Source organism: Bradyrhizobium sp. MI1.7 (assembly GCF_055811795.1).
This window is the reverse complement of the sequence record NZ_JBVVPO010000080.1, coordinates 20,365-35,191: the sequence shown is the minus strand read 5'-3', so window position 1 is coordinate 35,191 and position 14,827 is coordinate 20,365. Positions and strand designations below refer to the sequence as shown.

At 64.9% G+C, this 14,827-nt stretch carries 15 protein-coding genes; 8 read left to right on the top strand and 7 right to left on the bottom strand.

What is annotated here, in order from left to right; translation table 11 throughout:
• Positions 1-141: 141 nt before the first annotated feature.
• The 5 genes from AC0L3X_RS40490 to soxC all read right to left on the bottom strand — a co-directional run bounded on the left by AC0L3X_RS40490 (position 142) and on the right by soxC (position 4,009).
• On the bottom strand, positions 142-1,203 hold the full coding sequence (locus tag AC0L3X_RS40490; protein ID WP_283017535.1) for an HlyD family secretion protein: 1,062 nt from the start codon (positions 1,201-1,203) through the stop codon (positions 142-144).
• A 153-nt stretch (positions 1,204-1,356) separates the two neighbouring features.
• Positions 1,357-1,692, bottom strand: a complete 336-nt coding sequence (locus AC0L3X_RS40485; protein ID WP_063981240.1) for a hypothetical protein — start codon at positions 1,690-1,692, stop codon at positions 1,357-1,359.
• 32 nt (positions 1,693-1,724) lie between these two features.
• Positions 1,725-2,192, bottom strand: coding sequence for a DUF302 domain-containing protein (locus tag AC0L3X_RS40480; RefSeq protein WP_063981241.1), 468 nt, complete (start codon positions 2,190-2,192; stop codon positions 1,725-1,727).
• Positions 2,193-2,202: 10 nt separating this feature from the next.
• Positions 2,203-2,751 (bottom strand): c-type cytochrome, encoded by a 549-nt coding sequence (locus tag AC0L3X_RS40475; protein ID WP_063981242.1) that lies wholly within the window; start codon positions 2,749-2,751, stop codon positions 2,203-2,205.
• Positions 2,738-4,009, bottom strand: a complete 1,272-nt coding sequence (gene soxC, locus AC0L3X_RS40470; protein WP_063981243.1) for a sulfite dehydrogenase — start codon at positions 4,007-4,009, stop codon at positions 2,738-2,740. The genes AC0L3X_RS40475 and soxC overlap by 14 nt, the downstream gene beginning before the upstream one ends.
• Before the next feature lie 220 nt (positions 4,010-4,229).
• Between soxC and AC0L3X_RS40465 the strand changes: the two genes are divergently transcribed.
• On the top strand, positions 4,230-5,207 hold the full coding sequence (locus AC0L3X_RS40465) for an AraC family transcriptional regulator (protein ID WP_187387931.1): 978 nt from the start codon (positions 4,230-4,232) through the stop codon (positions 5,205-5,207).
• On the opposite strand, the gene AC0L3X_RS40460 is transcribed toward AC0L3X_RS40465, so the two are convergent.
• A complete protein-coding gene (locus AC0L3X_RS40460; RefSeq protein WP_063981245.1) occupies positions 5,170-6,957 on the bottom strand; it encodes a peptide ABC transporter substrate-binding protein in 1,788 nt (595 codons plus the stop codon). The genes AC0L3X_RS40465 and AC0L3X_RS40460 overlap by 38 nt on opposite strands.
• A gap of 263 nt (positions 6,958-7,220) precedes the next feature.
• Here AC0L3X_RS40460 and AC0L3X_RS40455 point away from each other — a divergent pair, with 263 nt between their 5' ends.
• Positions 7,221-7,775, top strand: coding sequence for a hypothetical protein (locus tag AC0L3X_RS40455; RefSeq protein WP_187387932.1), 555 nt, complete (start codon positions 7,221-7,223; stop codon positions 7,773-7,775).
• Between the two features lie 23 nt (positions 7,776-7,798).
• On the opposite strand, the gene AC0L3X_RS40450 is transcribed toward AC0L3X_RS40455, so the two are convergent.
• Positions 7,799-8,377 carry a TetR family transcriptional regulator gene (locus AC0L3X_RS40450; RefSeq protein ID WP_063981247.1) on the bottom strand — a complete coding sequence of 193 codons (579 nt, stop codon included), beginning with the start codon at positions 8,375-8,377 and terminating at the stop codon, positions 7,799-7,801.
• Between the two features lie 142 nt (positions 8,378-8,519).
• Here AC0L3X_RS40450 and AC0L3X_RS40445 point away from each other — a divergent pair, with 142 nt between their 5' ends.
• The 6 genes from AC0L3X_RS40445 (at position 8,520) to AC0L3X_RS40420 (ending at position 14,799) form a co-directional block, all read left to right on the top strand.
• Entirely contained in the window at positions 8,520-9,965 is a 1,446-nt protein-coding gene (locus AC0L3X_RS40445; protein ID WP_354132600.1) for an MATE family efflux transporter, read from the top strand.
• A 410-nt stretch (positions 9,966-10,375) separates the two neighbouring features.
• On the top strand, positions 10,376-11,170 hold the full coding sequence (locus AC0L3X_RS40440; protein ID WP_473317369.1) for a MetQ/NlpA family ABC transporter substrate-binding protein: 795 nt from the start codon (positions 10,376-10,378) through the stop codon (positions 11,168-11,170).
• A 123-nt stretch (positions 11,171-11,293) separates the two neighbouring features.
• On the top strand, positions 11,294-12,328 hold the full coding sequence (locus tag AC0L3X_RS40435) for a putative FMN-dependent luciferase-like monooxygenase (protein ID WP_063981249.1): 1,035 nt from the start codon (positions 11,294-11,296) through the stop codon (positions 12,326-12,328).
• 37 nt (positions 12,329-12,365) lie between these two features.
• Entirely contained in the window at positions 12,366-12,989 is a 624-nt protein-coding gene (locus AC0L3X_RS40430; RefSeq protein ID WP_063986108.1) for a CMD domain protein, read from the top strand.
• Positions 12,990-13,001: 12 nt separating this feature from the next.
• Positions 13,002-13,586 carry an alkylhydroperoxidase domain protein gene (locus AC0L3X_RS40425; protein ID WP_063981250.1) on the top strand — a complete coding sequence of 195 codons (585 nt, stop codon included), beginning with the start codon at positions 13,002-13,004 and terminating at the stop codon, positions 13,584-13,586.
• 55 nt (positions 13,587-13,641) lie between these two features.
• On the top strand, positions 13,642-14,799 hold the full coding sequence (locus AC0L3X_RS40420) for an ABC transporter substrate-binding protein (RefSeq protein ID WP_063981251.1): 1,158 nt from the start codon (positions 13,642-13,644) through the stop codon (positions 14,797-14,799).
• Positions 14,800-14,827: the final 28 nt, after the last annotated feature.

Sequence of the window (14,827 nt, the reverse complement as noted above, 5' to 3'; positions counted from 1 at the left end):
CCGGATGGCTAAAGACCGTGGTGAGAACCACGAACGCGAACAGCGGCACGCCGAAGATCAGGAGCAGCGCCACGCGATCGTGAAACAGCCAGCGGCACTCGCGCCGCGCGACCAGCAGAAATCCGGGCTTGGGCGCCGGCCTCATGGCCGTGACCGCCAATCCAGATAGGCGCTCATTCCCGGTCGCAGCTCGGGCACCGGTTGCACCGGATAGGCACGGATCGAAAACGTCCGCAGGTCGAAATCACCCGAAGCACGCGTGGCCCGCCAGCTTGCATATTCGCCCTTGGTCGCGATGAGCTTGACCTCGACTGTCACCGAGCGGTCGCCGAGGGCGGGAATGCGGACATCGAAGCGATCGCCGACCTTGAGGCCTTTGACGAGATCCTCTCGCAGATCGAAATGCACCCAGAGGTCCGCGAGATTGATCAAGGTGACGAGCGGGACGCCCGGCGAGACGTATTCGCCGGGTTCCACATTACGCTGATAGATCTGCGAGGCTACGGGCGCATAAACCACGAGCTGGTCGATGATCGACTGGACACTCTGGATATCGGCACTGGCCTTTTCGACATTGGTATTGGCAATGGCCCGCTCCTCCTTGGTGTAGCCATTGACCGCCTGCTCATAGGCCGATTTGGCCTGGTCGACGGCGCGCTCGCTTTCGTGCAGCGCATCGGTGGCCTGATCGAGGCGGGCTTGCGGCGCGTTGCCTTGCTCGGTCAAGGTGTGTGTGCGGTCAAACGTCTTCTGTGCCAGCACCAGCGCCGCCTGGGCGCGCTCCATCTCCGCCTTCCGTGCCGCGATCACTTCCACCCGCGTTCCGACGAGTACGTTGGCAAGCTGGGCGTCCGCAACGGCCTTGGCCGCCTTCATCTGGTCGTGTTTGGCCAGCGTTTCCGGATTGTCGATCTGGACCAGCACCGCGCCCGCAGCGACGTTCTGGCCGCGCTCGACGGGAATCTTGCCGACCCGTCCGTCCACGCGCGCCGCGATATCGAGCCGCGTTGCATCGACCTCGCCCTGAACCAGCAAGGGTTCGGGTCGTAAGAGATAGAAGGCGGAAAGCGCGACGACGGCAGCCGCAACGACACCGACGATGATGGAAGGAGTACGTGTTGGGTTGCGCGTGGTTTTCGCCTGTTCGTTAGCCGGCTCGTCGGGTGTGTTTTGAATGTCCTTGTCAGAGCTCGGCGCGTCCATGCCTGACTCCCTTTCTCGTGACGGGATGGCCCACTCTATTCGGTTGCCAGGCCCAGTCGCAATCGCGAAGCGGTGCGGTACTTTCAATACTCCGCGACGTGCCGGCGGCCATCTTATTCGGATTGCTCGTCGGGCAAAACACCCGTCACCCCGTCAACCCCTTGTTGCGGCTTCGCGCGGGCCGCTCTGTCCATCCTCCGAATCGCTCTCCGGCTCCCGGATCAGCACCACCGGTTCGTCATAGCCTTTGCGGCTGCTGTAGAACACCAGCGCCATCAGGCCGACGCCGACAACCAGCGAGAACACCACGCCGAGCACCAGCGCGACATAGCCGGACGCCGGCACGCTGGTATCCGTGCTGGTCCAGCCGAGATAGCCGAGAACACTCGCGGCGACGAGCATGGCGCACAACGCCGCGATGACCAGCCATCTGGCGAGCTTGCCGTCTTGCGCCTTGGGCGGCGCCGGTTGCCCGCTGGTCACGTTCATGAACCTCTCCTCGCGCGGCCGTCGCGGCGCGCTTACGGTGCGGTGGCCTTGGCCGCGATGGCATGCAGTGCGGCGGTCATCGCGCCGATGGCGGTTTTGGCCGGCTCGCCGACGCCGTGACGGCCGGCGAGATAGGCCGGATCGTTGTAGGACAGCCAGGTCGCGCCTTGCTCGTCCTGCCAGACCAGCGCCTTCAGCGGCAGGTCGATGCCGACGGTCTGCGCCTGCTGCATCAACGGCGTGCCGCCCTTGGCGTTGCCGAAGATGAGGAGATCGGTCGGCCGCAGAGTCATGCCGACGGCGGCAGCGCCCGCGGCGTGATCGACATGGGCAAACACGGTGAGGCCTTTGGCCTTCACCTCGGTCTCGAGCCGCGTCATCGTGTCCTGCGGGCCAAAATTGCTCTTGATGGTGATAAGTCCGTCTGTAGCCATTGCCTGCGTCTCCCAGAAACATGTCGCGACCAGCGCGGAGATCCGGATCAGTGTGAAGAGCCTCATGATGTCAGGCTCACTTCTTGCGGAATAATCGCGCCGGGTCGAATTCCGGCTCCGGAATGAAGCCGTCGCGATTGGGCATCCTGATTTTCGGCAAGGACTCCTTGTCGACCTTGCCGTCGGCGGGAACGATGCCGTTGAGGCTCAATATGTAGGCGGTGACGGCATAGGTCTCGTCGGTGCTGAGCGAGCCCGGCGTCGGATACGGCATCGCGCGATGAATGTAGTCGAACAGGGTCGTCGCATAGGGCCAGAAGCTGCCCACGGTCTTGACCGGCATGTTGGAGGCGAGCGTGCCCTGTCCGCCGGCGAGACGATCCTTGATGCCGCCCTGGCCGTTGTCGCCATGACAGGCCGCGCAATTGTCGGCAAAGATCTGCTTGCCTTGCACCGCCGTGCCGCTGCCGTCGGGCAGGCCCTTGCCGTCGGGGCCGACGTCGATGTCCCATAGCTTGATTTCCTGCGGCGTTGCCGGACGGCCGAAATCGAACGCCAGCGCGGGCGCGGCGAACAGGCCGGCGGCGAGGATGCCGGCGAGAAACAGCTTGTCATGCGAGAACATTGCGGACCCTCCCGGCTTCGTCGATGCTCCAGGTCTGCTGGGCGTTGTAGTGAAACAGCGCGTTGGTCCCCATCGCGGCGATGAAGGACTGCCGGTCCGGCTGAACGTTGCCCTGGTCGTCGGTCGAGCGGCTCACGATTTTTGTCGGCTTGCCGTCCCAGACCCAATCCATCTGGAAGCGCACCTGCGCCTTGGACAGCACCGGCTCGCTCAATTGCGCGGGTTTCCACGTCTTGGCGCCGTCAGTGGAGATCTCGACCTTGGCGATCTTGCCATGACCGCTCCAGGCAAGACCCGAGATGCGGTTATAGCCCGGCTGGATCTGCATCATGCCCGATGGTTGCGTGATGACGGAGTTGGTTTCCATCCGCAGCTGAAACTGCCGCGCCTTGCCGTTGGCCAGCAGCTGGGTGTAGCGCGCCGTCTCCCAGCGCGTCATCCAGGGCTCGCTGCCGAACTTGAGGCGGCGCAGCCATTTGATGTTGAGGTTGCCTTCGAAGCCCGGCATCACCAGCCGCATCGGAAAGCCGTGCGCGGGCCGCAGCGGCTCGCCGTTCTGGCCGTAGGCGACGAAAGCCTCGTTCACGATCTCGTCGGTGAGGGGAATGCTGCGATCGACACCCGCGCCGTCGCCGCCCTCCGCCAGCATCCAGTTCGAACCCTTGTCCTTGGCGACGAGGTCGATCAGGAATTTGAGCGGAACGCCGGTCCATTCATTGGTGCTGACGAGGCCATGCGTGTTCTGCACCGTCACGTCAGGATCGGCTTTTTTCCAGTTCTCCCAGCCGTTGCCGGTGCATTCGATGAACACGACGCGCGTCACCGACGGCATCCGCTTCAGATCCTCGACGCTGAACACCAGCGGCTTGCCGACCATGCCGTGGATCAGCAGCCTGTGCTGGGCAGGATCGATATCGGGCACGCCGGAATGGCTGCGCTCGTAATGCAGGTCCGTCGGCGTGATGTTGCCTACCAGTTTCTGATGCGGGGTCTTGGAATTGATGGCATCGCCGGGATCGACGTTGCGCTTGCCCGGCGTGGCCTCGGGGATGCGATCGAGTTTTGCAAACCGGGAGCGTTCGCTGTGCGCGCTCAGATCAGCGCCGGGCCCGCGATCGGGGACGTCGGCGAGCGTCTCGGCGCCCGCCGCCTCGGACGCCACCGCGCCAAGGATGCCCGCCGACAGGCCTCCCACGAAGCCGCGGCGCGACACATTCGCAGGCCGTGGCAACAACTCAACTGGCGTCTTGGACGTCATATGATCTCCCCGTGATGACCGTGTTTTTGGAAATCCCTGCCGCCTTCATGCCGTGACATTACCGAACACCGTGAGGATTGCTCGTTAGGATGTGTTAAAAGCCATGAGTACTGGTCCACTCATGCGCGGGACGGCCCTCTTGTATGGTAGATGCGCTTGGCTGTTCCATGGAATGGCCGGGCGGCTCGGAGACATGTCCGGGCGGATCAAGGGGAGAGGGATGTCGGAGGCGGACGCGGCGGAATTGTTGAAGGCGATGGTGCCGCTGTTCAGGATCCGTCCAATATTCGAGGATTCCTGCAAATTTGGCGGCAGCTGGGAGTCGCTACACGCGCCGAACGGCAAGGGGTGGGCGCAGTTCCACATGGTCACGCGCGGCGCTTGCGTGGTCGAGCGGCCGGGCCTGGGCCCGCAGCGGCTGGAAGCCGGCGACATCCTTCTCCTGCCGCATGGCGACAGTCACGCGGTTCGAAGCCGGACGGGCGGCGCTGTCAGGCGTGTTACGACCGAGGTCCGCAATGGCGTCCGCCAGCGCGCGACGGTCGAGGCCGAGGTCGATACCGAACTGCTGTGCGGCCGTTTCCTGTTCGAAACGTCGGATGATAATCCGTTGATCGCCGCGCTTCCCGACGAGATCATCCTGCGCACAGCGGAGGAGCCGCTGCTGGAACGGTTTCGGCGCCTGCTGATCGACATCCGAGAGGAACTGGACGCTGGACGGGTTGGATCGGAAGTGGTCGCGGCCGACCTCGCGAGGGCGTTGTTCGTGATGATGCTCCGCGACCATCTTTCGGACGATGCCTCCGGGAACGGGACGGTGTCGCTGTTGCGCGACCGCGTGACGGCCCGTGTGGTGTCGGCGATCCTCAACGATCTCGCCCGGGACTGGACGCTCGACGACATGGCGGCGGTGGCGATCGCCTCGCGCGCGACGCTGGTGCGCGCTTTTCAAAAGCGCGCGGGGGTCGCGCCCATGACGTTCCTGTCCGATTTGCGATTGACGGTCGCGCGCAAGCGGCTGGCCGGCACCTCCGATCCGATCGCGAAGATCGCCGGCGAGGTCGGCTATGCGTCCGAAGGCGCGCTGAGCAAAGCCATCATGCGCAGATACGGCATGCGACCCGGCGCCTTGAGGGAGCCGGGTCCTCGCGCGCCGGTCGTCAGACCCGATACCAGCTCCCCAAATTCCAGGTCGTGACGTCCCAGCCCGAGATGTCGGCCATGAGGTTATTGACGCCGGCGCCGACGATGTTGCGGGAGAGCAGCGGCACCAGAATATTGGCTTCGCAGAAGATCTCGTTGACCTTGATCAGGAGCGCGGCGCGCTTGACCGGATCGAGCTCCTGCTGCGCGGTCTTGTAGGCCTTGTCGGCCTCGGGATCGGACCAGCGCGAGATGTTGCGGCCGAGCCACTTGTTCTCCTTGTTGGCGATCTCCCAGGAGACGCACTGGTTCAAGAACCGCTCCGGATCGGGCTGCGGCTGCGTCGTGTTGTACATCTCCATGTCGCAATAGAGTTTCGAGTAGGTGTCGGGGTTGCCGACATCAGACGAGAAGAACACCGATGCGGTCACCGACTTCAGCTCGATGTCGATACCGGCCTTCTGGCAGGCCTGCTTGATGATGGCCTGCGTCTTCTGGCGCGGGCCGTTGATCGAGGTCTGGAAGACGTATTTGAGCTTCTTGCCGTCCTTCTCGCGGATGCCGTCCGCGCCCCGCTTCCAGCCGGCCTCGTCGAGGATTTTGTTCGCCTTGTCGACGTCGAATGCGTAGGTCAGCTTGCCCGACTTGAACTGCTGGGGCTGGTTGACGAAGCTTGCCGTGGCGATGCCGCCGCGGCCGTAGATGAATTTCTGGATCGCCTCGCGATCGATCAGGAGGTTGAACGCCTGGCGGACGACCGGATCGGACAGCGTCGGGTGCTTGGTCTTGACGCTGGAGCGCTCGCCGTCGACCTCGGTCCAGGGGTCCGTCGTGTTGAGGATGATGAACTCGACGTTGCCGGACGGCGTGATGTCGACCCTGCCTTTGCCGCTGGCCTCCATGCGCTTGAGGACCTCCTCCTCCACCAGCAGGTTCCAGGCATAGTCGTACTCGCCGGTCTGGAGCACGGTGCGCGCCGCGGAGACCGCGTCGCCGCCGCCCTTGACCTCGAGCGTGTCGAAATGCGGCTGGTTCTTGACGTGATAGTCGGGGTTGCGTTCGGCCCGGATCAGGTCGCCCGGCTTGAACTCGACGAATTTGTACGGGCCGGTGCCGACCGGCTTCAGATTGCCCGGCGCCTCGCGCGATTTCGCGCCGGCATAGTCGCCGAAATGGTGCTTCGGCAGGATCTGGCCGACCGAGCCGACGAAGGGGTCGGCCCAAAACGGGGTCGGGGCCTTGAACAGCACCTTGACGGTGTGGTCGTCGATCTTCTCGACGGTGATGTCCTTGTAGGATCCCGTGCTGTAGGCGGCGGTCGCGAGGTCCGCCGCATAGGTCCAGGTGAAGACGACGTCGTCGGCGGTGAAGGGCTTGCCGTCATGCCACTTCACGCCCTGCTTCAGCTTCCAGATAACGCTCATGCCGTCGGCCGCGAGGCTGCCGTTCGCCTTGGTCGGAATCTCGGCGGCGAGGCAGGGGATGAGGTTGCCGTCCTTGTCCCAACCGGCCAGCGGCTCGAAGAAGATGCGCGAGGCGATCTGATCCTTGGTGCCGATGGCGAAATGCGGATTGAGCAGGGTGGGGGCCTGCCACAGCAGGATCTTGAGCGGGCCGCCGCCGCCGGCCTTGGTCGGCTTGTATGGCAGCGTGGCATCCGCCATCGCGACGTCGTTCCAGAGCAGGATCTGGCTCGCGACCGGCGCGGCGATCCCGGCCGCAGCCATGGTCCGGATGAACGAGCGTCGCGACAGCGTGCCTTGCTTCACCTCCGCGATGGACTTGCGTATCTCGTCTTCGTTCATCGAATGACCCCCACCTCGAAGAAAAATCGTCTTCGGCACCCCATCATGTTGCATCATGCACGAGGCGGCAATGCCGGCGAGGCCGCAAGGCCCTGCGACGAAATGGCGAACGTGGAGATGGGCAGCTTCTGCCGGGACATTGTTGCCGGCGTGAAAGGGATGCCGGCCGGATTTCGCGATAAGCCCTTGATGGCAATGAGGCTCTCATCTGGCATGCGCATTGCACGCAAAGCGTGCGTTCGCAATGACAGTGGAGTGCGGGTATGAGCGTCAGCAGCATGAGCAGCATCGGTGGAAGCGCGGCGGGGTCGCCTTCATCCACCAGCCAGTCGAAATCAGCGGGTTCACAAGACGGCGCCTCGATGTTCTCGTCTCTGCTGGAGAGCGGCACGCCCTACGACGAGGTCAAGGTGAGCCTGCCGAATGGTATGTCGATCGGCATCGTCCATTTCGGTGGCGGCGGCTTCGACAGCAGCGCGCTCAAGTCCATCGAGGATTTCGTGCAGAAGCTCGCGAGCCAGCAGATATCAGGTGATCCGGCGTCCAGCGCCGACCAGGCGCAGAACGGCGACACGCCCGACGCCGTCGGGATCGACAAGGTTCATGTCGATCTTCCGAACGGAATCTCGTTCGAGGTGCTGCATTCCTCCGGCGGCCATGCCACGGACAGCGACGCCGTCCTGAAGGAGCTCACCGAGGCTGCCGAAGAACTCGCCGAATCGCTGTCGCACTATTCACCGGCGTCGGCCGCAGCTTCCGCTTATGCCTCGCAAGCAAGTTCGTCCGGTCGCAGCAGCCAGCTCGACGCGAGGAGCTGAGCAACACGCAGGCCGCCCTGGGGCTAGCGCCCCTTCGCAAGCGCCAGCGCGGCATCCACCGCGTTCTCGAGAATCTCCTCCGACAATTGCCTGTCGCTCACCGCGCGCGACAATTGCAGCGCGCCGACCATGGTGGCGTAGGCCGCGATGGCGCGGCGGCGCCGTTCCGCCGGCGTGCCCTCAGGCATTTGCGCTGCCATCAGCGCGAGGATGTCGGACATCTTGCCGGTGAAGGCCTCGCGCGTCGCCTTCGGATGCCGCGCGATCTCGGAGACGAGGGCCGCGGTCGGGCAACCGGTCGCCGCGCGATCGCGATGCCTGGGCGAGAGATAGTCGCGGATCACGGTCTCGAGCGCGACGCCGTTTTCGAGATTGTCCTTGTGCCGCTGCTCGCGCCGCTCCAGCGCGTCGAGCAGCACCGCGCGCACCAGATCCTCCTTGGAGGCGAAGTGCGTGTAGAAGGCGCCGTTGGTCAGGCCCGCTTCCGCCATGATGCCGGCGAGGCCCACCGCGGCGATGCCGCTCTCGCGGAACTGCGATGATGCGACATCGAGAATGTGCCGCCGCGTCGTGTCCCTGTGTCCCTTGTCATAGCGCGCCAATTCCGCCTCCTGCGAACCCGCCGCCCCCTATGCCACAAAATCGTGAGGTCTGTCCTATTGCATTACGTTCATACTAATACATTATGATCATAATGCAATGGGCGGCCGACCGGGCGGTCCGAGGGAACCACAGGATCGAACCATGTCCGTCGAAGATGCCGCCGCGCCGGCCTTGTCCGCCGCGCCATTCGTGGCCCACGCCGCGGCGCCGCTTCGCCAGGCGGCTACGCCCGCACCAAGCGCGGCTGAGCAAAGACGCGCCGCGCTCCTGACCGCGCCGATCTTGCCCACGCTGCTCAAGCTCGCGCTGCCGACCGTGACCGTCCTCGTGGCGCAGACCGCGGTCAACATCGCGGAGGCCTATTATGTCGGCTATCTCGGCACCGATGCGCTCGCCGGCGCCGCGCTGGTGTTCCCGATCTTCATGCTGATGACCATGATGTCGAACGGCGGGTTCGGCTCCGGCGTTGCGTCCTCGGTGGCGCGCGCGGTTGGAGCCGGCCGCCGCGCCGATGCCGAGGCGGCGCTGTTTCATGCCGTGGTGCTCGCGATCATTGCCGGCGGCGTGTTCACGCTCGGCGTCGTCCTCGGTGGTCCGCATCTCTATCGTGCCCTCGGCGGCACCGACGGTGCGCTTAGCGCTGCCACCACCTATTCCAACTATCTGTTCGCCGGCGCCATCCCGGTGTGGATCGTCAACCTCCAGGCTGCCGCGCTGCGCGGCGCCGGCAACGTCAAAGTGCCGGCCCTGGTGACTCTGGTCGGCGCCATCGTGACCATTCCGGTCTCGCCGGCACTGATCTTCGGGTTCGGGCCGATCCCGCGGCTCGGCATCGGCGGCGCCGGCATAGCCTTCGGCCTCTATTACGGCGCGGCGATGCTGTTCCTGCTGCGCTACATGTCGACGGGCGCGACTGGCCTGAAGCTGCACATCGTGCCGTTGCGCGCAAAAATCTTCGGCGACATGCTGAAGGTCGGCATCCCCACCGCGTTCAACGCGGTGCTGACCAACCTCACCGTCATTCTCGTCACCGGCGCGGTCGGCCTGTTCGGCACCTCCGCGCTCGCCGGCTACGGCATCGCCTCGCGGCTGGACTACATCATGATTCCGCTGCTGTTCGGGATCAGCACGGCGACGCTGACCATGGTCGGCGTCAACATGGGCGCGGGCCAGACCGCGCGGGCACGAAAGATCGGCTGGATCAGCGGTGTGGTCGGCATGATCATGACCGGCACGATCGGCTTGCTGGTCGCGATCTTCCCGACAGCCTGGCTGCACCTCTTCAGCCATGACGCGGACGTCGTCAGCGAGGGCATGACCTATTTGCGCATCGTCGCGCCGGCCTATGCCGCGCTCGGCTTCGGTTTTGTCAGTTCGTTCGCGGTGCAAGGCACCGGCCGAGCGACGGGGCCGCTCGCTTCGTCCTTTGCGCGCATCCTGATCGCGGCCGGCGGCGGCTGGATCGCGGTGGCGAGCTTTGGCGCGGGCATGGCGGGTCTCGCCACCATGGTCACGGCCTCGCTCGCCGCCTATGCCGCGATCTGCGTCCTGATCATGCTGTCACCGTGGACGTGGCGCTCCGAGTAAACAGGCATCACTGGATGCCGGTAGCGCCGACAGCAGCAGCAAGTTGCTCAGCAACTTGAGCGACGACGCGTTGATCAGCTTCATCGTCAGGGCGACGCCGGAATTGAACGGCACGCCCTGGAGCAGGGCATAGAGGCTCCGAGGCGCTTCGGGCTGGCGAACTTCGGGGCGGCGAGGGCGGTCATGGCTGAGCTCCTTGCTAGCCTTGCTACTTATCTCGCATCCGGGGTGACACTTTGCCGTGATGCCCATCACGCTTGCGCAACGCGCCCCATGACCTGCGAATTCGTTTCCTATTTTGCGCCAAATGGAGAACGAGAGTCCGCCACCGGTAGTCATTATGGATTTTCATTTCATTGATTTCGCCTCACGGAGAAGCGAATACGGTTCCACTGATTGCCGCCCGCGTGATGGAGACCAAGATGTCGTTTCGCCTCCCCCTGATCCTCGCAACCGCGCTTGCCGCCTGGTCGGCCGCAGCAACCGCCGAGACGATCAAGATCGGTGTGACGCCGGGCCCGCATGCGCAGATCTTCGAGGCGGTGAAGCCGATCGCAGCCAAGCAGGGCCTCGACATTCAGCTGATCGAGTTCTCCGACTACGTCGTGCCGAATGCCGCGCTCGATGCCGGTGAGATCCAGGCCAATTCGTTCCAGAACCAGCCTTATCTCGACAACCAGAAGGCCGACCGCGGCTACAAGATCGAATCCGTCGGGCTGACCGTGAACTTCCCGATCGGCGTCTATTCGAAGAAGCACAAGGCCTTCGCCGATATCCCTGAAGGCGGCAAGGTCTCGATCCCGAACGATCCGACCAATGGCGGCCGCGTGCTGCTGCTGCTGCGCGACAAGGGCGTGATAAAGCTGAAGGACGGCACGGGCTTCAAGCCGACGGTGCTCGACGTCACGGAGAATCCCAAGAAGCTGAAATTCATCGAGGTCGATGCGGCGCAGGCGCCGCGCGCGCTCGACGATGTCGATGCCGCCGCGATCAACACCAATTATGCAACCCAGGCGGGCCTTGATCCCGTCAAGGATCCGATCCTGCGCGAGGACCCGAAGGGCCCCTACGTCAACCTGATCGCGGTACGCGCCGCCGACAAGGACAAGCCCTGGGTCAAGATCCTCGTCGACAGCTACCATACGTCCGAGGTCAAGGAGTTCGTCCTGACCAAGTTCAAGGGCGCGGTGCTGCCGAGCTGGTAGGCAATCTGCCTAGCCAAGGTCCAGCGCGGGGGCGATCCGGCGGGCAGCCTTGCGCAATGCCCGCTTGTCTGGAGCTGCGGCAACCGACATCATCGGGGCCCATCCTCGCCCGACAGGGGTCGTATGAAACGCTTTGCAAACCTGAAACGACTGGGGTTCTTCACGCGCCTCCTCGATGAAGCCCCGCCCGCGGAGCGCTACCGCTTTGCCGCCGAGCAGATCGTGCGCGCAGAGAAAGCGGGCCTCGATTCCGCGTGGATCGCGCAGCATCATTTTCACGAACGCGAGGGCGGCCTGCCGTCGCCCTTCACCTTCCTCGGTTACGTCGCGGCGCAAACCTCGCGCATCCGTCTCGGCACCGGCATCGTCACGCTGCCGCTGGAGAATGCGGTGCGGGTGGCGGAAGATGCCGCCGTGCTCGATCTGCTCTGCAACGGCCGCTTCGAGCTCGGCGTCGGCACCGGCGGCAATCCGTCGGCCTTTGCCGCCTTCGGCCTCGACAGTGCCCTGCGCAACGAGATCTTTGCCCGCAATCTTGACGTGGTCCGCACCGCCCTGGTCGGCAAGCCGCTCACTGGTGGCGATACGCTGTATCCGCAACGGCCCCAATTGGACAAGCGGATCTGGCAGGCGACGTTCTCGGTCGCCGGTGGTGCGCGCGCGGGCAAGGCCGGCGATGGCCTGCTGCTGTCGCGCACCCAGCCCCGGACCAAGGAGGCGCCGAAGGCCACGCTCGCCGAGATCCAGAATCCGGTCATCGATGCCTATCTCGAAGCGCTGCCGCCGGGATGCGAGCCCCGGATCATGGCCTCACGCAGCGTCTTCGTCGCCGACGACCGGACTGAAGCGATGCGCCTTGCCGACATCGGGCTGCGGCGCGCGCTGCCGCAGTTCCTCAAGGGCGGTCACGCCAGGCCTGGCGAGACGCTGGAGGAGATGATCACCGCATTCGACACGCATGTCGGCGCGGCCGACGACGTCATCGCCTCGCTCCGCGCCGACGCCACGCTGGAGCGGGTGACCGACCTCGTTTTCCAGGCGCATTCGGTGGACGCGCCGCATCCTCATATCCTGCGCTCGATCGAGCTTGTCGCGGAGAAGGTCGCGCCGGCGCTGGGCTGGACCCGGACGGCGGCTGACGTGGCTCTGGCGGGCTGATCGGAGCGAACATGATCGCGTTGCACGAGGCTGAATGATGGCTACGAAAGATATCATCGACACGCTCGCCGGGATCGAACCGGGCACGGCTCTGGATGGCATTCGGGCACGCCGCGTGCAGGCGCGCGAGAACGCGCAGAAGAGCTATCTCTCGCTGTTCGAGCCGATCGACGCCGGCGATTTTTCGCTTGTGGAGCGCGCCGCAGTCGGGCTCTTCGTGATCGGCCTTCACCGCGAGCCCACCATGGCCGCCTTCTACCGGGCGAAGCTCGCGGCGACCGCCGATGGTGCGCGCCTGGCCAAGGCGATCGAGGTCGAAATCGGGCGCGGCGAGACGTCAGGCCCGTACGGTGCGTATCCTGCCGGACCGCTGTCAGTCGAGAACACGGCCGGCCTGATCTATCGCGCGAGCGCGGAGGGCAAGTCCGTCCTTGGCGCCAGGCTCGCCGCAGCGCTGGAGCATGCGCATCTGCTGGTGTTCCGCCCGCGCGATGCCGCGTCCGCCGATATGAAGGCGCTGTTGGCCGCCGGCTGGTCCGACACCGGCATCGTCACTTTCTCTCAGCTCGTCGCGTTCCTGTCGTTCCAGGTGCGCGTCGTCACGGGCCTGCGCGTGCTCGGCGCCTCGCTGGGCACCGCAAGCGCGGCGGCTGGCGCGTAAGGAGACTGCATCATGAGCGCTGCAAACAACGTCAATCCGCCCGTCGTCTTCACCCAGGACGAGCTCGGCTGGGTGTCGTGGATCGACCCGCTGCCCGAGGCCGAATTGGCCGAGCGGCATTTCGCGGGCCTGGTCGATCGCTCCCGTGCCAAGTCCGAATACTTCCGCCTTCTCGTGCGTGATCCCGAGGTGCTGGAAGCCCGCACCAAGACGGACAAGGATATCTTCTACAACGTCGCCGACGGCCTGCCGCGCGCCGAGCGTGAGCTCGCGGCGGCCGCGACGTCGCGCTACAACGGCTGCATCTATTGCGCCTCCGTGCATGCGCGTTTCGCCAGCACCTATTCCAAGCGCCGTGACGACGTGCAGCGTCTGCTCGACGAAGGCGTCAAGGCCGACCTTGGCGAGCGCTGGAATGCGGTGGTCAAGGCCTCGGTCGCGCTGGCCGCGACGCCGATCGCGTTCGGCCCTGAGAATGTCGAAGAGCTGCGCCGCGCCGGCCTCGACGATGCCGAGATCGTCGACGTCATCAACGGCGCGTCGTTCTTCAATTGGGCGAACCGGCTGATGCTGTCACTCGGTGAGCCCTCGAAATAGGCGATCTCACCGGCACAAGAATTGCTGCTTGTTTCAACACTGGATGGAGCCGTGCATGAGCAACATCGATCGTCGTACCCTGGTCAAGGGCTCGCTCGCCGCCATGATGGCGGGAGCGGCCGGTTCGCGCGGCGCCTTCGCGCAATCCTCCGAGCCGATCCTGCTCGGCGTCAGCGGCCCCCTGACCGGGCCGAACGCGCAATATGGCACGCAGTGGAAGCAGGGCTTCGACCTCGCGCTGGACGAGATCCAGGCGGCCGGCGGCATCAACGGCCGCAAGCTCACCTACAATTTCGAGGACAGCCAGAGCGATCCGCGCCAGTCGGTGGCGATCGCGCAGAAATTCGTCTCCGATCCCCGCATCGTCCTTGAGCTCGGCGACTTCTCCAGCCCGGCCTCGATGGCGGCCTCGCCGATCTATCAGCGCGCGGGCCTCGTGCAGTTCGGCTTCACCAACTCGCATCCTGACTTCACCAAGGGCGGCGACTTCATGTGGAGCACCTCGGTCAGCCAGGCCGACGAGCAGCCGCTGCTGGCGTCCTATGCCGTGAAGCGCCTTGGCCTGAAGAAGCTCGCGGTGCTGCACCTCAACACGGATTGGGGCCGCACCAGCCGCGACTATTTCGTCAATGCTGCAAAGGAATATGGCGCGGAAATCGCGGTCACCGAGGGTTATATCGCGGAGGAGCGCGACTTCCGCTCTACCCTGGTGCGCGTCCGCGACGCCAACCCAGATGGCTTGATCCTGATCTCCTACTACTCCGACGGCGCGCTGATCGCGCGTCAGGCGCGACAGGTCGGGCTCAAGCAGGTGATCTGCGCGGCGAGCTCGGTCTACTCGCCGAAATTCCTGGAGCTGGGCGGCGAGGCCGTCGAAGAGGTCCATGTCGGCACGCGCTACTTCCCGGAAGACCCGCGGCCCGAAGTGCAGAAGTTCATCGCCGGCTTCAAGAAGAAGTACAACGGTCTGGAGCCCGACGCCTTCAACGCCTACGCCTATGATGCGATGAACATGGCGGCTGCCGTGGTGAAGATCGGCGGCACCGACCGCAAGGCGGTCCGTGACGCCTTCACCAAGGTCAAGGACGTGCCGAGCGTCATCTTCGGCGCCGCGACGTTCGACGTCGCGACCCGCCGCGTCAAGGGCGCCATGAACGCCGAGCTCGTCGTGCGCAAGGGCCAGTTCGCGCTCTGGGACGGCAAGCCGACCTGACATGATGGCCGGAGCGGGGGCTCCGGCC